The sequence below is a fragment of the Corynebacterium callunae genome (genome assembly GCF_046592015.1).
Lineage (GTDB): Bacteria > Actinomycetota > Actinomycetes > Mycobacteriales > Mycobacteriaceae > Corynebacterium > Corynebacterium callunae_A.
The window spans coordinates 104,380-123,310 of record NZ_JAWVOB010000003.1 but is presented as its reverse complement, the minus strand read 5'-3'; the positions used below and the strand labels follow the sequence as shown (position 1 = coordinate 123,310).

The 18,931-nt window shown below is 55.2% G+C and carries 18 protein-coding genes, 2 tRNA genes and 1 other RNA gene; 17 read left to right on the top strand and 4 right to left on the bottom strand.

The genetic code is table 11. The features are described 5' to 3' along the window. Nucleotides 1-81 precede the first annotated feature (81 nt). On the bottom strand, nt 82-1,104 hold the full coding sequence (locus SFC07_RS05065) for a prephenate dehydrogenase (RefSeq protein WP_411207146.1): 1,023 nt from the start codon (nt 1,102-1,104) through the stop codon (nt 82-84). A 37-nt stretch (nt 1,105-1,141) separates the two neighbouring features. Here SFC07_RS05065 and SFC07_RS05060 point away from each other — a divergent pair, with 37 nt between their 5' ends. From SFC07_RS05060 to tgt, 7 genes are all read left to right on the top strand, one after another. Beyond that, nucleotides 1,142-1,636, top strand: a complete 495-nt coding sequence (locus tag SFC07_RS05060) for a tRNA adenosine deaminase-associated protein (protein ID WP_411207145.1) — start codon at nt 1,142-1,144, stop codon at nt 1,634-1,636. Further along, nucleotides 1,636-2,115: a tRNA adenosine(34) deaminase TadA gene (gene tadA / locus SFC07_RS05055; protein ID WP_411207144.1), complete on the top strand. Its 480-nt coding sequence runs from the start codon at nt 1,636-1,638 to the stop codon at nt 2,113-2,115. Before SFC07_RS05060 ends, tadA begins: the two co-directional genes overlap by 1 nt. Before the next feature lie 99 nt (nt 2,116-2,214). Then, complete coding sequence (locus tag SFC07_RS05050; protein WP_411207143.1) at nt 2,215-2,421, top strand: CsbD family protein; 207 nt, start codon at nt 2,215-2,217, stop codon at nt 2,419-2,421. Nucleotides 2,422-2,463: 42 nt separating this feature from the next. Next, a tRNA-Ser gene (locus SFC07_RS05045) sits at nt 2,464-2,554 on the top strand. A gap of 73 nt (nt 2,555-2,627) precedes the next feature. Beyond that, on the top strand, nt 2,628-2,978 hold the full coding sequence (locus SFC07_RS05040) for a hypothetical protein (protein ID WP_411207142.1): 351 nt from the start codon (nt 2,628-2,630) through the stop codon (nt 2,976-2,978). 143 nt (nt 2,979-3,121) lie between these two features. Then, a complete protein-coding gene (locus tag SFC07_RS05035) occupies nt 3,122-5,527 on the top strand; it encodes an MMPL family transporter (RefSeq protein ID WP_411207141.1) in 2,406 nt (801 codons plus the stop codon). A gap of 11 nt (nt 5,528-5,538) precedes the next feature. Further along, nucleotides 5,539-6,792: a tRNA guanosine(34) transglycosylase Tgt gene (gene tgt / locus SFC07_RS05030; RefSeq protein WP_411207140.1), complete on the top strand. Its 1,254-nt coding sequence runs from the start codon at nt 5,539-5,541 to the stop codon at nt 6,790-6,792. 60 nt (nt 6,793-6,852) lie between these two features. On the opposite strand, the gene SFC07_RS05025 is transcribed toward tgt, so the two are convergent. Then, nucleotides 6,853-7,572 carry a queuosine precursor transporter gene (locus tag SFC07_RS05025; RefSeq protein ID WP_411207139.1) on the bottom strand — a complete coding sequence of 240 codons (720 nt, stop codon included), beginning with the start codon at nt 7,570-7,572 and terminating at the stop codon, nt 6,853-6,855. Between the two features lie 143 nt (nt 7,573-7,715). Between SFC07_RS05025 and SFC07_RS05020 the strand changes: the two genes are divergently transcribed. The 3 genes from SFC07_RS05020 to gluQRS are packed head-to-tail and all read left to right on the top strand — an operon-like array spanning nt 7,716 to nt 11,204. Then, entirely contained in the window at nt 7,716-8,825 is a 1,110-nt protein-coding gene (locus SFC07_RS05020; RefSeq protein ID WP_411207138.1) for a DUF1611 domain-containing protein, read from the top strand. A gap of 27 nt (nt 8,826-8,852) precedes the next feature. Further along, a complete protein-coding gene (locus tag SFC07_RS05015) occupies nt 8,853-10,316 on the top strand; it encodes an ABC transporter transmembrane domain-containing protein (protein ID WP_411207137.1) in 1,464 nt (487 codons plus the stop codon). A 3-nt stretch (nt 10,317-10,319) separates the two neighbouring features. After that, nucleotides 10,320-11,204, top strand: coding sequence for a tRNA glutamyl-Q(34) synthetase GluQRS (gene gluQRS / locus SFC07_RS05010; protein ID WP_411207136.1), 885 nt, complete (start codon nt 10,320-10,322; stop codon nt 11,202-11,204). A 3-nt stretch (nt 11,205-11,207) separates the two neighbouring features. Here the strand turns inward: gluQRS and SFC07_RS05005 are convergent, their stop codons facing one another. Then, nucleotides 11,208-12,188, bottom strand: a complete 981-nt coding sequence (locus SFC07_RS05005; protein WP_411207135.1) for an intradiol ring-cleavage dioxygenase — start codon at nt 12,186-12,188, stop codon at nt 11,208-11,210. Nucleotides 12,189-12,567: 379 nt separating this feature from the next. Here SFC07_RS05005 and SFC07_RS05000 point away from each other — a divergent pair, with 379 nt between their 5' ends. Continuing rightward, complete coding sequence (locus tag SFC07_RS05000) at nt 12,568-12,951, top strand: PH domain-containing protein (protein ID WP_411207134.1); 384 nt, start codon at nt 12,568-12,570, stop codon at nt 12,949-12,951. Nucleotides 12,952-13,104: 153 nt separating this feature from the next. Here SFC07_RS05000 and SFC07_RS04995 read toward each other — a convergent pair. Beyond that, nucleotides 13,105-13,189: transfer RNA gene (locus SFC07_RS04995), tRNA-Ser, on the bottom strand. A 120-nt stretch (nt 13,190-13,309) separates the two neighbouring features. Between SFC07_RS04995 and ffs the strand changes: the two genes are divergently transcribed. The 6 genes from ffs to SFC07_RS04965 all read left to right on the top strand — a co-directional run bounded on the left by ffs (nt 13,310) and on the right by SFC07_RS04965 (nt 18,928). Further along, nucleotides 13,310-13,406, top strand: an RNA gene (ffs, locus tag SFC07_RS04990) — signal recognition particle sRNA small type. Between the two features lie 88 nt (nt 13,407-13,494). Further along, a complete protein-coding gene (locus tag SFC07_RS04985) occupies nt 13,495-14,775 on the top strand; it encodes an aspartate transaminase (RefSeq protein ID WP_411207133.1) in 1,281 nt (426 codons plus the stop codon). Between the two features lies 1 nt (nt 14,776). Continuing rightward, entirely contained in the window at nt 14,777-15,421 is a 645-nt protein-coding gene (locus SFC07_RS04980; RefSeq protein WP_411207132.1) for a hypothetical protein, read from the top strand. Between the two features lie 18 nt (nt 15,422-15,439). Beyond that, complete coding sequence (locus SFC07_RS04975; RefSeq protein ID WP_411207131.1) at nt 15,440-17,773, top strand: DNA polymerase III subunit gamma and tau; 2,334 nt, start codon at nt 15,440-15,442, stop codon at nt 17,771-17,773. An 86-nt stretch (nt 17,774-17,859) separates the two neighbouring features. Further along, nucleotides 17,860-18,171, top strand: a complete 312-nt coding sequence (locus tag SFC07_RS04970; RefSeq protein ID WP_411207130.1) for a YbaB/EbfC family nucleoid-associated protein — start codon at nt 17,860-17,862, stop codon at nt 18,169-18,171. Between the two features lie 100 nt (nt 18,172-18,271). Beyond that, nucleotides 18,272-18,928, top strand: coding sequence for a recombination mediator RecR (locus tag SFC07_RS04965; RefSeq protein WP_411207129.1), 657 nt, complete (start codon nt 18,272-18,274; stop codon nt 18,926-18,928). Nucleotides 18,929-18,931: the final 3 nt, after the last annotated feature.

Sequence of the window (18,931 nt, the reverse complement as noted above, 5' to 3'; positions counted from 1 at the left end):
CCCCTCAAAAGAGACCCAAAAGCGCGCCGGGCAGATTTCTCTTCTACCCGGCGCGCTCAGTGCCTAAGTTGCGGCCATAAGCTAGAACACCTCGATACGCGCACCGAGGGTTTCGGCGTGGATGAGCTGCTTTTCCCAGTTGGGAGTGCCAGGGTGCAGGCGCAGCACTGGTCGGGAAGAGGTGATGGTGGGGCTTACGGATTCCTTGGCACGGCGCTGGCCAGAGCGTGCTTCATAACGAAGGCGGGAGCGGTAACCATTGTCAGCCAGGGACTCGATATCGGGGGTTTCTGCAGCTAGGCCATCGCGCGCCTCCTGCAAAATTGCCATGGCTTCATCCAGTGCTTTGAGCAGCGCAGGGGCATTGCCTTCGCACATTGCGCGCACCAATCCGGGGTCGGTGCCGGCAACGCGGGTGGAGTCGCGGTAGCTGCCAGCAGCCAGGGAAAGGGATAGTGCGCCACCATTATCGCCCACAATGGCCAGGGTTTCGGCCAGGATGTGTGGCAGGTGGGACACTCGAGCTGCAGCGGCATCGTGTGGAGTCACTCGTGAAGGAACAACTTCAGCGCCAACGGCCAGGGCCATCTGCACGACGTCTTTCCAAATCCCTACCCAGCGGGAGGAGACCTTCTCATTTTCAAAGAGGTGGTCAAAGGTAACAACCCATACCGCGCGCTTAAAAAGGCCGGTCATGGAGGCGCCCCAGCCGGATTCGGCGGTGCCTGCCATTGGGTGAGAGCCCACATATTGGTCTTGCATATTGCGGGCTTTAATTTCTTTGTAGACGGCGGTTTTGACTGAAACCACATCAGTTACACCATTGTGAGGTGCATGCGCCTGGATTTCGTCGAGAAGCGTTGCAACGGCGGTCATGGGGACCGCAAGGACTATGAGGGCGTCTTCGGCGGCGGCGCGCTTGAGCGTTGCCTCGAGGTCAGCGGAGACGTCAAAGCCTTCGCCGACGGCGGAGCGAGCGCCGGAGCGCGAGCGGTTGTATCCGAAGACGGGGTGATTGGCAGCGTGGAGATCGCGGAGAAGGGATCCTCCGATGAGGCCGAGGCCCAGAATGCACACGGGCCGGGAAATGTCTTTGGTAGTCACCTGACAAGTGTGGCACATACCTACTACGGTTAGCTCTATGAACACCAAAGAGGACGGTCTGAGCTTCGCAGTCACGGCCACCTTAAATGACGGCCGTTGGCAGGTACGGGAGTTTGAAGATAACTTCTTTAAGCTCTCTACCTCTATTAATGCTGTGCGTGCGATGCGCAGCGAGGGGCCTGCTTTTGCCCTATTATGCGTCGAAGATGAATATTTTGTTATCGTGCGTCCTACCCCAAGTAGGGTATTTCTTTTTCTCTCGGACGCCACCATGTCGGTAGACGATGATTTCGCCGCCAAAGTCATGGATGAGCTGGACGCGGACATCCCCGATCTGGACCCTGATGAGCTCGATGATGTGGATCCTTGGCCGGAGGGTGATTTTGATATTCTCGCCGATCTGGGACTCTCTGAGGAGGTGCTCGCAGTGATTTGTGATGACCTGGATCTTGCGCCCTCGGAGCAGCTGCTGCGCATCGCGGAGGAGCTCGGATTTGATAATCAGCTCGCACGGGCAGTGGACCTGGATTAATGCCGGCTTTACCCAAACAGGCGCGTCTTATTGAGGACGAGCGCCGGATTCGCCATGCCCTCGACATCGCGCACGTCACTCCGCCCGATGATGTACCCGTGGGTGCGGTTATTTATGCTCCCACCGGCGAGATCTTGGCCACCGCCACCAACCGCCGCGAAACCGACCGCGATCCCACCGCCCATGCCGAAATTATTGCTTTACGACGCGCCGCTCGCCGTTTCCACGACGGTTGGCGGCTAACTGACTGCACCCTGGTGGTCACCCTCGAGCCCTGCAGCATGTGCGCAGGCGCCCTAGTTGGAGCGCGGGTGGGCCGGGTGGTTTTTGGCGCCTTTGAACCCCGTACCGGCGCCTGTGGCTCCGTTTTTGATGTGGTGCGTGACCCCATGGTGCTGCACAAGGTGGAGGTAACAGGTGGAGTCTTGGAAGCAGAATGTGCAGCTCTAATGACCGGATTTTTTGAGGGTCGTAGATAACAAATTCATTAATATTGTTTTAAGTTGCGTGAATTCCGTGGCAAGTCGGCCTATGGTGGGGCACATCAACGCTTCAACAATCTAGGAGATGAGCAATTTATGAGCGATTTTTCCAACAAAGCAGAAGAATTCGGCGGCAAGGCCAAGGAATCCTTCGGTGAAGCAACCGACAACGAGTCCCTCGCAGATGAGGGTCGTGCCGATCAGACCAAGGCAAATGTCAAAGATGCTGTCAGCGAAGCTGGCGACAAAGTAAAGGATGCAGCCAATAAGGTTTTGGGTGCATTTAACAAAGACGATAAGTAAGTGATTTGTTCGCTACCTTAGCGTTCCGTTAAGCTGGTTCGCGGTGGCGTGTCCGAGCGGCCGAAGGTGTTCGCCTCGAAAGCGAATGTTGGGTAATCCCCAACCGGGGGTTCAAATCCCCCCGCCACCGCCAATCTTAAACACCGGTTCTGAGTAGTTTTAACTGCTCAGAGCCGGTGTTTTTTAATTTTCACTAGAATCAGGGCATGACTATTTATCTGGGTTGTGCGCTAGCAATGGTTGTACTCGTGGCAGCGTCGGTTTTCCGGGCGCGCGCAGCCGGAGTGGAAACGCCGAAATTTCCCTGGTTTTGGGTGTTTTTCCCGCTTCTAAGTTTTTCTCTGGTGGGCGCATGTGTGGCCTTCCAGGAAATGACCACCTTTGACTATGGCTGGACCATGATGTCGCCTGAGCAAATAGAAACCTATTCTTCTGAATTGCAGCCTGACCTTTTTGGCCTGCGTAATTTTCAGGGGCTTTCGTTTATCTTCGCGCTTTTTGGAGTGGTGGTTGGAGCGCTGGGATCAATCTTGTCTTGGCGTAAACAACGGATCTAGGAGCCTGTCGCATTTAATTAGCTTTTTGCGATAGGGAATAGGTGCACATAATTTCAGACTCTTGCGTTTCTGGAATTCACAGCCTCCCCAGGTAAGTTGGTGGGGCGTGACAAACTAGCAAACACACAAGGAGAAAAACCCCGGTGGCGAAACTGCTATTTAGGTTGGGGCGATGGTCCTATAATCGCAAGTGGATTGTGATCTCAGCATGGCTGCTTATTTTGGCGATCGTTGCCGGATTTGCACTGACCCTGCAAAAAGGCTTCACAGATACCTTTACCATCGATGACACCCCATCTATTGATGCCACTGTCTCCCTGGTAGAAAACTTCCCAGACCAAACCAACCCGGTTACTGCCGCGGGCGTCAACGTGGTGTTCCAAGCACCAGATGGCAAAACTCTCGACGACCCCGAGATGATGGCTGCTGTGGATGCGGTGATCGATCACATCGAAACCAACCTGCAAGATTTTGGTGGGGGAGAGCGCTTTGGCAACCCGGTAGAGGTTTCTCCACAGCTGGAGGAAACCGTCATCGAGCAGATGACCTCCATGGGCCTGCCAGAAGACACTGCTATTAAAGACGCTGACAACCTCAAGGTGCTTAGCGACGACAAAACCATCGGCTACACCACCTTCAATATTGATGTTGCAAACCCTGAATCGGTAGAGCAATATCACCGCGATACCATTAGCGAAGCCCTCGAAATTGGCCGTGACATGGGTGTGCGAGTAGAAGCCGGCGGCGCTGCCTATGGCGATCCCATCGAAATTAAAACCACCAGTGAAATTATCGGCCTGGTTGTCGCCTTTATCGTGCTGATCTTCACCTTTGGCTCTCTAATCGCAGCTGGCCTGCCACTGATTACCGCAGTTATCGGCGTGGGAATCGGTGCCTTGACCATTGTCCTTGCCACTGCATTTACCGAGCTCAACAATGTCACCCCGGTGCTTGCCGTAATGATTGGCCTGGCCGTGGGCATTGACTATGCGCTGTTTATTCTCTCGCGTTACCGCGCCGAATATAAGCGCATGCCGCGAGCTGATGCTGCCGGCATGGCCGTGGGAACTGCAGGTAGCGCTGTGGTTTTTGCTGGCGCCACGGTGATTATTGCGCTTATTGCCCTTGTCATCGCAGATATCGGCTTCCTTACCGCCATGGGACTTTCTGCGGCATTTACAGTCTTTATCTCGGTTTTGATTGCACTGACCTTCATTCCGGCGCTGCTTGGTGCCCTGGGCGGACGAGCGTTTAAGGGCAAAATTGTTGGTATTGGTGGCAACCCCACGCCCAAGCAGACCTGGGAACAAGCGCTTAATAGGCGTTCCAAGGGTCGCACCTGGGTGAAGTTTGTACAAAAGGTTCCTGGCCTCATCGTCGCAGTAGTGGTCTTAGGCTTGGGCGCACTTTCAGCTCCAGTACTTAACCTGGAAATGTCTTTGCCTTCAGATTCCACTTCCAATTTGGATACCACCCAGCGTCAATCTGCAGACCTCATGACAGAAGGTTTTGGCGCAGGCGTCAACGCACCATTTTTGGTGGTTGTTGATGCTCATGAGGTCAATGCTGACGCGACTGCTTTGGCTCCACTTATTGATGCCCAAGATACCGGTGAAGCAGATTTTGATCGGGATCAAGCAGCTCGTTTTGCCACCTATATGTATGTCACCCAGACCTATAACTCCAATGTGGATGTTAAAAATGCGCAGATCATTAGCGTAAATTCGGATTTCACCGCAGCCCAGATTTTGGTGAGCCCTTTTACCGGGCCTGCTGATCCTGAGACCACTGAGTTGCTGCATGTGCTGCGCACTCAAGAAGAACAAATTGAGGATGTAACCGGCGCCACCGTGGGCACCACTGGCCTCACCGCAGTGCAACAAGACATCACTGACCAGCTAGAACAAGCAATGCCGGTTTATTTGGCAGTGGTAGTTGGACTGGCAATCTTCCTGCTCATCTTGGTTTTCCGTTCCATTATGGTGCCACTCATCGCAGGCCTGGGATTCTTGCTCTCTGTGGGAGCCGCCTTCGGTGCCACAGTATTGGTCTGGCAGGAAGGCCTCTGGGGTCTGGTTAACACCCCGGCGCCACTGATTTCCTTTATGCCGATTTTCCTTATTGGCGTGACCTTCGGTTTGGCCATGGACTATCAGGTCTTTTTGGTTACCCGCATGCGCGAGCACTATACCCATCACCAGGGCAAAGGGGTTTCAAACTCCAAGTACACCCCAGTGGAGCAATCGGTTATTGAGGGCTTCACCCAAGGCTCACGCGTGGTAACTGCAGCCGCACTGATTATGATCGCAGTCTTCATCGCCTTCATTGATCAACCTCTGCCGTTTATTAAGGTCTTTGGCTTTGCGCTGGCAATGGGTGTGTTCTTTGACGCTTTCTTCATCCGTATGGCTTTGGTGCCGGCATCGATGTTTTTGATGGGCCGAGCTACCTGGTGGATGCCACGCTGGTTGGACCGAATCCTCCCGAGCTTAGACGTTGAAGGTTCCGCCCTGGAGAAGGAATGGGAGGAGAAGCAGGCGACAAGATAGACTTGGCTATCATGTCAGACCTCTCATTCACCCTTAAAACAAAGCTTGCCGACGACGCCCCCGGCAAGCATGGGCGTACTGGAATAATCCATACCCCCCACGGTGATATTCAAACTCCAGCATTCATTCCGGTGGCGACCAAGGCCACGGTGAAAACTCTTACTCCCGCACAGATTCGGGAAACTGGAGCACAGGCAATTTTGTCTAATGCTTATCACCTCTACCTGCAGCCCGGCCCCGAAATTGTTGATGAGGCTGGTGGCGTCTCTGAGTTTGAAAGCTGGCACGGCCCCACCTACACCGACTCCGGCGGATTCCAGGTGCTCAGCCTGGGCTCCGGCTTTAAAAAGGTGCTGGCCATGGACACCAATAACCTCACCCGCAATGACATTAAAGCCGCTAAGCGCGAGCGCATGGCACTTGTTGATGAAGACGGTGTGGATTTCCGCTCGGTTATCGATGGCTCCAAGCACCGATTTACCCCTGAGGTCTCGATGCAGATCCAGCACCAGCTGGGTGCGGATATCATCTTTGCCTTTGATGAGCTGACCACGCTTATTGATACCTATGACTACCAGGTGGAGTCGGTTGAGCGCACTCGCAGATGGGCCGAGCGCTGCCTTTTTGAGCACGAAAGACTCACCCAGGAACGCGTCGGCAAGCCTCTGCAGTCGTTGTGGGGCGTGGTACAAGGCGCCCAATATGAAGACCTGAGGCGCCAGGCCGTGCGCGGCTTGCTGGACCTAGACCGCAAGGCTGTCGACGAAGGACGCCGCGGTTTTGGTGGATTTGGCATTGGTGGTGCACTGGAGAAGGAGAATTTGGGCACCATCGTCGGCTGGGTTTGTGATGAATTGCCTGATGAGAAGCCACGTCACCTGTTGGGAATCTCTGAGCCAGATGATCTTTTTGTGGCCATTGAGGCCGGCGCGGACACCTTTGACTGCGTGGCACCTACCCGTTTGGGCCGTCGTGGTGGCGTGTACACCCTGGATGGTCGCCTGAATTTGAAGGGCGCTCGTTTTAAGCGTGATTTCAGTGGCATTGATGAGGAAGTTGGCGGTTATGCCAGCGAAAACTTCAGCCGCGCCTACATCCACCATTTGCTCAAAGCCAAGGAATTCCTGGCTGGCACCTTGTGCACCATGCATAACCTGTATTTCATGATCACCTTGGTGAATAAAATCCGCGCAAGCATTGATGATGGCACTTATTACGACTTCAAGGCAGAGTTCTTGGGTCGTTATTACGCAGGGAAGAAATAACGGGTTTCTTTGAGAAATCGGGGTCGCACCACTGATGTGGTGCGACCCCTTTTTTAGTTTTTAGTGAGAGTAGCTTTCGCGCTTTTTCACCCACGCAATAACCGCGTAGGTAATTGGCATGAGGATTACCTCAAGCAGGGTCTTCCACAGGAAGCCAACAATCACATAGTTCAGAAAGTCAGCGCCGGTGGTTATTCCGATTACTGGTGCTGCAATCGCACAAAATAACAAAGTATCGGCAAATTCACCCACAATGGTGGAACCGAGCAAACGCGCCCACAGAGACTTCTCTCCGGTGCGCTTTTTAATACTGACCAGTACTTTAGCGTTGAGGAGTTGGCCTACGATATAGCCCACTAGGGAGGCCAAGACAATTTGTGGAACCAAGCCCAAGGTGGAGCTAAAAGCCTCTTGGCCTTCCCAGAAGCTCGCAGCGGGCAGCCAAATAGCAATATAAAAAGATAGAACAGCCAAAATTGTGATGCCAAAACCGGTGAAAATTGCGCGCCGGGTGGACTTATATCCATAACATTCGGCCAACACATCGCCTAGGACATAGGCGGCGGGGAAGAGGAAGAAGGCACCGTCGGTAATTAGCGGGCCGATTTCAACGCCTTTGGTGGCGTTGATATTTGAAATGAGAAAGACAGCAACAAAAAGTGCCAGCAAGATGGGGTAGAGGCTGGGCTGGATGGAAATATGAGCGGGATTTGCGGACGCGAGGCTAGGGGAAGCAGTCGCGCCCTGCCCAGACGTGGAGTTATGTTCAGTGTTTTGCACGTCAATTACCTTAAAGGGAGCAGGGTAAATAAGAGAATATGGCTAGATGAAAACTCTCTCATTTTTGTTTCATCGAGGTTTCATTAACAACCTTTTAACTAGGAGATGTACCGCAAGACATCTTCATCTGAAAGGTTCGTCCCATGACCATCGCACTTGAACGCCCAGCCCTTAATGCCGTTAATGCCCTTAAGCACCACGGAGACTCTGTGCCCCTGCCACCTCGTGTCCAAGCAAGCTACACCACCCGCCTCGTGGCAGGGGCCGTTGAAAAGCGCCCTTCTGCTTTTTATCTTGTTCCTGAGGCAACTCCGCAGGTGGGAGATGTGGTTATCGCGAAGATCACGCAGATCAGCAGCCACAAGCGGATTGAAACTCCAGAATCTCGCAAGGCTGTGCTTTTTGAAGGTGCGCTGGTGATGTTGGCCTATGGAAATCGCTATGCTGCGGATCAATTCTTGGCGCATGTTCCATCCGACCTCAGCCCCTGCCATTTGGTGGCTGCCGGTGGCATCGCTGGTCAGGTGACTGAAATCCATGATGATATGGACGAACCTACCGAGATCGAACCTTTGGGTTTATTGGCCACTGACGGCGAGATTGTAAATGTGCGCGATTTTGCAGCCCATGAAAATCCTCTAGAGGTCTCCCTTCCAGCCAAGCGTCCGCAGGTTATTGCAGTGCTTGGCACCTCCATGAACTCTGGAAAATCAACCACTTTGGCTTGTTTGCTCAATGGCCTCAGCAAGAGCGGGCAGCGCGTGGCAGCGGGCAAAATCACTGGTACCGGAGCTGGAAATGACCGCATGTTGTACCACGATGCGGGAGCAACGCAGGTAATTGACTTCACTGATTTTGGCTATCCCACCACCTTTAAATTGAACTTCGCGGAAATCCGTGCGCTGAGCATCAACATGTTTAATGTGCTGGCAGCCGGCGGCGCAGATACGGTGATCGTGGAAATCGCCGATGGCATCTACCAGGGAGAAACCGCGTGTTTGCTGCGGGATTCTCTTTTCCAAGAAAGCGTGGACAGTGTTGTTTTTGCCGCCGTTGATGCCCTCGGCGCTCATGCTGGAGTTAAAGCTTTGCAAGAAGCTGGGCTAAAAGTGGCTGCTGCTTCTGGCGTGCTGACCTCTTCACCACTGGCTACTGCCGAGGCTGCTGCTGTGCTCGCAGGTGCGAATGTACCGGTTATACCTACCTTTGAGCTCACTCAGCCATACACTGTGCAGCAGCTGTTGGACGCCTAAAACCGGAGGGGAGAAGAAGAGAAGAAAATGCCTGCGATTTTCTCAGGGCGACGCCGCTGGCTCTTAGTGCAGCTTGCATGTTTAGGAATCTTGGAAGCATTGCTGGCGATTGTGATGTCACTAAGCCTGGCAGCAGTGGCTTCTGGCGCAAGCTCTTTAAGCACAATTTTGGTGGCCTCCGCGCTGGGAATTGGCCTGGGCCAATGGATTCAAAAGGTACTGGCAGAGGACCTAAGCCAGGACTATGTGCATGAAGTACGGCGCCTTTTGGTGGGAGCAGCCCTCCTGCCAGATAGTTCCACCTCTCTGGGTGTCACCATTACCCGCGCCAGCAATGATCTCAGCGCGCTAAAAAACTGGATTTCTTTTGGCATAGTCCCGCTCATTACCGGAGTTCCGCTGATAGCAGTGGTTATTGGCGCGCTCTTTATAATGGATCATCGCACCGGCTGGGCAGTAGTTATCCCGCTGGCAGTGGCGCTCGCCTGCTTACCAGTGGTGGCAGCCTGGACCCTAAAAAGAACGCGGGAGCTGCGCCGAAAAAGAGGCCGTTTAGCAGCTCGTATTGCAGATGCCACGGTAGCGGGTGAGGGCATTCGTGCAGCTGGCGCTATCCCCCGGGAACTCAACGCCATCTCGCGGGATTCGGACAAGGTGGTGCAGGCTGCTCTAAGGCGATCCTGGGCCACCGGGTTGGGCCGGGCAATAATGGTGCTGGGTGCCTCCCTTTCCATGATTAGCGTGGTAATTTCTGGACATCTAGCAGCGAGTGAAACGGCCGGAACCATGCTGCTCCTCGGCATTTTAGCCACACCGGTGAGTGAACTCGGCCGAGTTTTGGACTATCGCCAAAACTATCGCGCAGCCTGCATGATTGTGGCTCCAGTGCTGGACCGGGCGCAGCGCCACCGCGCTCAAGAAGCGCAAAGGCCAGGCTTCAAAGCCTCTCCTGACCTGCCCGGTATTAAGATCGGCGAACTTATTGCCAAACCAGGGGAGCGGATTCACCTCCAAGGAACCCCGGAGGAAACGCGCGCCTGGGTGAAACAGCTCATCGATGCCCCCGAGGCCATTATTAATGGCCAAGACCTCAAAGATCTGAAATTACAAAACCGCCGCGCTTTGGTGGCCATTGCTTCAGCGCATCTGCCACTAAGCCGCGGGACGGTTTCACGTTTGGTGAGCTTCCGCGTTCCCCAGGCCAGCGCTGAAGAGATCAAAGAGGTATTGGCGCAGGTAGGGCTCAACACTGATGCCCAAACTCTAAAAACGAAAATCAAAAATGGTGGGCAGCCGTGGAATGCAACTGACATTAATAAACTCAAATTGGCCGCAGCCCTGCTGCGCCAGCCCCCGCTAGTAGTGGTGGAAGATATTGATCCCAGCTGCATTGGCGAATATCCCGGGGTGCTCATATCCACCACACAGCCCGCAACTGACACCGGAGAGCACTGGCGCAAGGTGGAACTTGGCCAACATATTAGGGTGTAAGTCATGGCAGGTAGATATGCACCCTCACCCAGTGGCGATCTTCATTTTGGCAATCTTCGCACCGCCGTTTTGGCCTGGCTTTTTGCCCGCCATGACGGCAAGCAGTTCCGCATGCGCATCGAGGATATTGATGAGCAGCGCTCCTCCCGCGAATCCGCCGAGCGCCAGCTCCATGACCTCGCCAGCCTCGGCTTGGACTGGGATGGGGAAGTGCTCTATCAGTCCACGCGTTATGCAGCCTATGCAGAAGCTCTGGAAAAGCTCGACACCTATGAGTGTTATTGTTCGCGCCGGGACATCCTCGAGGCTTCCCGCGCACCCCATGCAGCTCCGGGCATGTACCCAGGTACCTGCCGGAATTTGAGCGAGCAAGAGCGCGTCGAAAAGCGTAAAGAGTTAGCCGCGCAAAACCGCCACCCAGCCGTGCGCCTGCGTGCTGACTGCGCCAGCTTTGCTTTTTATGACCGCCTGCGCGGGCCTCAGGAAGGTGCGGTGGATGATTTTATTTTGCTGCGCGGCGGCCAGGAACCCGGCTGGGCATATAACTTGGCCGTTGTGGTTGATGATGCCTTTCAGGGCGTTGACCAGGTAGTTCGCGGCGATGACCTGCTTGATTCGGCTGCCCGCCAGGCCTACCTGGCCACCCTGCTGGGCGTGCCCGTGCCCGAGTACATCCACGTGCCACTGGTGCTTAACCCCAGTGGTCAGCGCTTAGCCAAGCGCGACGGGGCAGTCACCCTGCCCGAGATGCTTGTCGACGAGACCCTCCCCGAAATCTTCGCCCGCATCGCCCTTTCATTGGGATATAAAGACAAAAACTCGGCTACGCAACTGCTGGAAGTTTTTGATCCCGCGAAGTTGAGCGCCGAGCCTTTTATCTATTCCTAGTTTTTACTGAGGAGGCATCATGCCGGATGGAGGGGTTCCGCCGGCACCTGGGCCACCTGCTCCTCCAGGGCCGCCACCGGACATGGACTGATCCTGAGCAGTGGTGGCATCAATTGGGACGTCGATGGAGGTGGTGTAACCGCTGGTAGCGTCGCCGGTGAACTTAGGCAGCTGCTGGTCATAGCCGTCGGAGAAAATGCCGTCGGTATCCAGGGTGACCTGGTTGAGATTGTTGAGGGAGTTGCCGTACACGCTGTTGGCATAAACCTCGCGTGAGACGGTCTCATCAATGGCAATCTGAGAGGTCAAAATATTATTGGTGGAATCCGTAATACTTGCCTTATCAGGGAAAACCTCAAAGTGAATATGTGGCCAGCGGCCGGAATAACAACCTGGAACGATGGTCTCAAAGGTGACCTGGCCGTACTTATCGGCGATCTGCACACCGCGGAGATAGGTCTCATTGGTTAGCTCAGAGTCATACATGGAGTAGCGGCCGGGGGCATCGCAGTGCCAGATATATACTGCAGCGCCTTCCATAGCGGCATTGTTATTGGTGATATCCAAGATGGTCATGGTGAGGGTCAGTGGAACACCCTCTGCAACGGTATCGGTGTCAATGGACTTGGTGATGTCCGAGCGCTCCACGCCGGAAACTTCCAACACGTCAGGGCCATTGGAACCATCGCCAGGGTAGGGACCCTGGGTTTCAGAGTTCATCTCAGTCAGGACAGCAGCGGCAGCGGAAGTGGTGCTAGAAGCTGCAGAGCTGCTTGCTGCAGTGGTGGAGGAGCTGGCTGCGGAGGACGTGCCACTTGGGGAACATGCAGCGAGAGCCATGCCACCGCCGGCGACGCCGAGGAATCCGAGGACCTTGCGGCGGGAAAGTACGGTGCCGAGGTCAAAACCCAGGCCTTGGTCCTCAAGGTCATCTTTTTGATTCGGGAGCTCTCTGCCCTCAAATTGACGCGGTTGCTGAGCCATGATGTGGCCTTTCTAGGAAGTCTTGGTGTTACTAACAAAGAAGAACTCTAAATGGTTGTTCTGGGCGGTTGCTGAACACTTCCTGTGCATAAAAATTTAGCTTTTTGGCAAATCTCGGCTGAAAATTTCTCTGACTCGAAAAAGGCTGTGCACTTAGCAGCTTATCTGTCAATGACTTGAGGGATTCCCTAAATTTTCCCCTGGGGCGATGTCGGCTTAGCGGTGCTGGACTCTAGATGTAGTGGCAGGTGGCAGATTGGAGGAGTCGGCTGGCGCCCGTGGTGGTTTGTTGTAGCTCGTGGTGGTTTAGAGGTGGCGCGCACCTGGGAGATGTTAGGGTGGGGAAGTTGGTAGCACTAATGCGAAAGGGGTTGGGCTCATGGCAGCTGAACTTAATGCACTTACAAATTGGCAATTCCATCAAGAGGTTCCGATTCCAAATGATATCGGGCCGCTCTTGGTGCCGGGTGAGGTTCCCGTCGCTGCATATAAGACTTTCCGAGATTCTGCCGTTTTTACTGACCGGCGCATGATTGTGCGCGATTCTCAGGGCATTATGGGTAAGAAAATTGAGATGTATTCCTTACCCTATAAGTCCATTGATATGTGGTCTTCTGAAAATGCCGGTACCTTGGACTTCAATGCAGAGTTGGAACTGTGGACCAGGGTGGGCTTGATCAAAATCAAGTTGGGTCGCGGTGTTGATGTGCGACGTCTTGATAACCTCATTGCCCATGCTGTGCTTGGTTCCTTGGGGCACTAATACCGGCGAGCTGCAGAGAAGTCGGATTCAGTAGTCCTCCCGACTCCCTGAATCCGGTATCTGCCTGTGCTCTGGCAGCTATCGGCGCCCCGGTGTCTAAAACCCAGCACCAAAAAACACCCTTGATGGAAAACCATCAAGGGTGTTAATTTGCGGAGGATAGGGGATTTGAACCCCTGAGGGATTGCTCCCAACCCGCGTTCCAGGCGAGCGACATAGGCCGCTAGTCGAATCCTCCAGCTAGAACAGTAACAACACGTGGCTGCTGCGTTCTGGAGATTAGATTACACAAAAGTCTTCGCAAAGTTCAAATCCGCTCGCAGTTGGCATTTTGAAGGGGGTGTCCGCTAAAGTAATGCGCAGGATCCCGTGCGGCGTTTATCTTGTGAACTCCCCCAGGGCAGGAATGCAGCAAGGGTCAGCGAGCTCTGACGGGTGCGCGGGATCCCCTAAAACGTCTAGAGTGGTGGCCCGAGGCCACTGCTCTTTTTTTGTGGCATTTTTCCGTCGTTCCTATTACCACCACACCGGAGGTACGCAGTCATGAGTTCAGTTCCGCTGCAGGATTTTGATGCAGATCAGCTCGCCCAGTTCCACCAGGACATTAAGCAAGCCTTTGAAGACCTGAAGTCCAAAAATCTTAAACTGGATCTAACCCGCGGAAAGCCCTCCTCTGAGCAGCTGGACTTTGCCGATGATCTCCTCGCACTTCCAGGCAAGGGCGAGTACCTGGCAGCAGATGGCACTGATGTGCGCAACTATGGCGGAGTAAATGGCATTGAAGATATTCGCAGCATTTGGGCTGAGCTCCTGGGCATCCCAGTTGAGCAGGTCCTGGCAGGCGATGCTTCCAGCCTGAACATCATGTTCGACGTCATCAGCTGGTCCTATATCTTTGGCAACTGCGATTCCACCCAGCCTTGGTCCAAGGAAGAGACCGTCAAGTGGATCTGTCCAGTTCCAGGCTATGACCGTCACTTCTCCATCACCGAGCGCTTCGGTTTTGAGATGATCACTGTGCCGATGAAGGAAGACGGCCCAGATATGGAAGCCGTTGCTGAATTGGTCAAGGATCCACAGGTCAAGGGTATGTGGGTAGTTCCTGTGTTCTCCAACCCAACCGGCTACACCGTCTCCAAGGAGGTGGCGCAGCAGCTTGCAGAGATGGAAACTGCAGCTCCTGATTTCCGCGTGGTCTGGGATAACGCTTACGCAGTGCACACTCTCACCGAAGAATTCCCCGAGGTCATCGATATCGTTTCCCTCGGTGAGCAGGCTGGCAATCCGAACCGCTTCTGGGCATTTACCTCCACCTCCAAGATCACCTTGGCTGGCGCTGGTGTGTCCTTCTTTATTACTTCTGCAGACAACCGTAAGTGGTACACCAACCACGCCGGTATCCGCGGCATTGGACCTAATAAGGTCAACCAGCTGGCACATGCTCGTTACTTCGGCGATGCCGAGGGCGTGCGTGCAGTAATGCGCAAGCATGCAGCATCCTTGGCACCAAAGTTTGAGAAGGTTTTGGAGATCCTCGACAACCGCCTATCTGAATATGGCGTAGCTAAGTGGACCGTTCCTACCGGTGGTTATTTCATCTCCCTTGATGTGGTTGATGGCACCGCTTCCCGCGTTGCAGAGTTGGCTAAGGAAGCTGGAATTGCGCTGACCGGCGCTGGTTCTTCCTTCCCGCTCCACAACGATCCCAACAACCGCAACCTGCGTTTGGCTCCTTCTCTGCCTCCAGTTGAAGAGCTGGAAATCGCCATGGATGGCGTTGCAACCTGCGTGCTGCTCGCAGCTGCGGAGCACTACGCTAAATAAAGTGGATACCGCAGAAACCGCCCACTGGGTAAATGGCCTTCTCCCCGGTGAGCCGGAATTTCACCAGGTAGGGGCCTTCAAGGTGGCTGGTTACACCCTTGGCGATGAAGCCGTGGCGTGTTCCGTCGATTTCGGGCGCGTCAATACCGGCCTTATCACCGAGGGTGGTGCGGAAACCGTCGAGGTGCGCAGTGAAATCCTGTGCCTCGCCCGCGCCTCAGCAGACGTCCCCGGTCGCGCGGTGGGAGCTGCAGCAACGATGCTTCTCGACGCCGCCCTGGCGTTGCAGGATGCAATGCAGCAAGGGCATTCACCCTTGCCGCTTCCCATGCATGCACACCCGGGGCAGCTTTTGCCAGGTGTGGGAATCATGGCAAACCTTCCCCAAGAGGGCTATTCCGTGGTACACGGCATTTTGGCCGATCCCCGCATTTGGGGTCCAGAGATCCCCTATGTACGGGAAGAGGCTGGTCAGGTGCATGTAGAGGCTCCTGATGAGGCGGGGGAATTAGCTCGCCTCACGTTGCCACTGCAATTAATCTTGCTCACTGAGGAAGAATTTGCACTGGCAGCAAGTGAGGGCGGAGACGTACTTTTCCACAGAATGGCGGAGCAAGAGGTAGATCTGCTCAATCTCAATCGTTAGAACGGTAGGCTCATACGCGTGGCTTTGTATCGCAAATATCGACCGGCAAGTTTCGCAGAAGTAGTAGGGCAGGAGCAGGTTACCCAACCCCTGTCTGCGGCATTAGATAGTGGACGCATCAATCACGCCTACCTATTTTCTGGCCCTCGTGGCTGTGGAAAGACCTCCTCAGCTCGTATTCTTGCGCGTTCTTTGAATTGTGAACAAGGCCCTACCTCCACTCCCTGTGGAGTGTGCAATTCCTGTACTTCCCTTGCTCCCGGTGGTCCGGGCAACTTGGACGTCACCGAGCTTGACGCCGCCAGCCACAATGGTGTGGAAGATATGCGTGAGCTGCGCGATCGTGCCTTCTACGCACCCGCAGAATCTCGCTACCGCGTTTTCATCATCGACGAAGCGCATATGATCACCAACGCAGGCTCCAATGCCCTGCTCAAAATTGTTGAAGAACCCCCAGCGCACCTCATCTTCATTTTTGCCACCACCGAGCCGGAAAAAGTGATTGGCACGATCCGTTCGCGCACCCATCATTATCCCTTCCGCTTGCTCACCCCGTTGGCCATGCGTGGCCTGCTCGAGCGCACTGTACATAGCGAAGGCGTGCACGTTGATGATGCCGTCTACCCACTGGTTATTCGCGCCGGCGGTGGCAGCCCTCGCGATAGCCTTTCCATCCTCGACCAGTTGCTCGCTGGCGCTGGCCCCGAGGGCTTGAGCTATGAGCGCGCTTTACCCTTGCTGGGTGTTACTGATGCTTCGCTTATCGACGCCGCCATCCTCGCTTTGGCCACCAAGGACAAAGCCGGCATGTTCACCACCATTGATCACGTTATCGAGGCTGGTCACGACCCCCGTCGCTTCACCACGGATCTTCTGGACCGACTCCGCGATCTCATGGTGCTCCAAGCTGTCCCCGAAGCCCTAGAGCTTGGCCTAGTTGATGCCCCTACCGACCGTGCGGAAATCCTTATCCAGCAGGCTGCGATGTTTAGTGGCAATGAACTTGCTGGCCTTGCTTCCATGGTCAACAACGGCATTGACGATATGCGTGGTGCCACCTCACCTCGTCTCCTTTTAGAGATCCTCTCTGCACGCCTGTTGCTTGCGAATACTAGTGTCGCAACTTTGCCAGTAGTAGAAGGCACTGCGGGAGCTGCGCCAACTTCCACCTCTGGAGTCAGTGCTGCTGCAGCTGCACGTGCCAAAGCTCGCGAATATGCGCAGAAAAAAGAGTCACAGCCTGCGGTTTCACAACCTGCGCCAACCCCTCCGCAGCCACAGCCGACTCCTACTCCAGCACCAGAGCCCACGCCGGCACCACTGCGTCAAGTGGAACCTACACCTGCGCCAACCCCTCCGCAGCCACAGCCGACTCCTACTCCAGCACCAGAGCCCACATCGGCACCGGTGCGTCAACCAGAACCACAGCAGCAAGCTCCAGTGCAAGCGCCAGCACCTGCTCCGGCGCCCAAGCCCGCCCCCAAGCCAACCCCTGTCCCAGTCGAAGACCTCGCAGAGACAATTCGTTCACAGTGGGCACAGCTGCGCAGTATTATCTCGGAACGCAGCACCCGCACCGGAATTATGCTCACCGAAGCTCGAGTATTGGGCCTGCGTGAGGAAACCCTGGTTCTGGGACACACCACCGGAGCCTTGGCAAACCGCCTTAATGATGCCGACCACAATGACATTATAATGGCCGTGTTGCAGGAGGAGCTTGGCCGTAAACTGCAGGTGGAATGTGTAGTGGGTACTGATCCTGCGGTTGCCGGGTTTCAGCAACAACCAAAGCGAAACTCCTGGAACCCGAATGCTAAGCCACAGCCTGCGCCGGCTGCTGAGCCAGAGGAGCCTGAAAGACCGGCCCCTCAAACAGGCTGGGGACAACCCGTAAAACTTGGCGGCACACCTACGCCAGCACCAGCTCCGGCTCCAGTAGTGGAACCGACCCCTGCTCCCGTACAGCAGTCTCCGGCGGAGAAGCCGTCTTGGCGCGAGCGTGCAGAGCAGGCGGCTGCACATATCGCTCAGCAAAAGCAGGATCGTCAAGGCAGCTCGGCACCTTTTGAAAAGGGCGTGCCGCTGCCACCAGAGCCTGATGATCTGCCACCGGATCCTTATGATTACCCACCTGACGAGGGTATTCCGGAGCGAGCACCACAAGCCCCGCAGGCGCCACAGCCCCCGGCTGCAATGCCTGCTGCGGTGGAGGTGGCGTCGACAAGCTCCTTATCTGAAGAGGAAGAACTGATTCAGGAAGCCGCGGCAGAGCCCGGTGAATTGGATCGCCGCGATGCAAAGACGATTGCGATAGAGCTGCTGGCGCAGGAGCTCGGCGCGAAGCCTTTGTAAGCCGAGAGCGAACCGAGGCGCGGGTTTATGCGCGGCTCGGTAGAATCGGCGACAGACATTTACAAACTTTTAGGAGAGTTCAACTTATGACTCAGCCCGATATGTCCCAAATTCTGGCGCAGGCGCAGCAGATGCAGGCTCAGCTGCAGGCCGCACAGCAGGAAATCCTGGCCTCTACTGTTGAGGGCACTGCAGGAAATGGCCTGGTCACCGTGACCATGTCCGGCAATGGTGCAGTTACTGCCGTCAACATTGACCCTAAGGTTGTTGACCCTGAGGATGTTGACACCCTGCAGGACCTGGTGCTCGGCGCATTTATGGATGCTCATGAGAAGGTCGCTGCTGTGGCCGAGGAAAAGATGGGCCCACTGTCCCAGGGCATGGGCGGACTTTTCTAGTCTCGCTGCACTTTTAGAGAGCCGGGTTCTGCGGAGCCCGGCTTTTTGCATATGACATACTAAGAGCAGTATTTTTCCGCGAGATAGGTTGTGTATAAACGTGTTTGAAGGCCCACTGCAGGATCTCATTGATGAGCTCTCTCGTCTCCCCGGTGTTGGCCCCAAAAGTGCGCAGCGTATTGCCTTCCACCTCCTGCACGTAGACCCCAATGACATCACCCGCCTGCAGGAAGCCCTCGGTGGCGTGCGCGATGGCGTGCAATTTTGCCGTATTTGCTGCAATATTTCCCGCGATGAAGTCTGCCGCATCTGCGCCGATTCCGGCCGCGACGCCGGCATGATTTGTGTGGTCGAGGAACCCAAAGACATCCAGGTCATCGAGCGCACTGGCGAATTCTCTGGCCGCTATCATGTGCTCGGTGGCGCGCTCGATCCGCTGGCCAACGTGGGCCCGCGCGAGCTCAACATTTCCACCCTGCTGCAGCGCATCGGCGGGGTGCTGCCGGACCGAGAGCTGGCGGATTCCACCCCGGACAATAAGCTTTTCGACGAAACCCCGGTGATTCGCGAAGTCATTTTGGCCACAGATCCCAACACTGAAGGCGAGGCCACGGCCTCCTATTTGAGCCGTTTGCTTAAGGATTTCCCCGATTTGATTGTTTCCCGCCTGGCCAGTGGCATGCCTTTGGGTGGCGACCTGGAGTTTGTGGATGAACTCACGCTCTCCCGTGCACTTAGCGGTCGCCTGACGCTCTGAGCT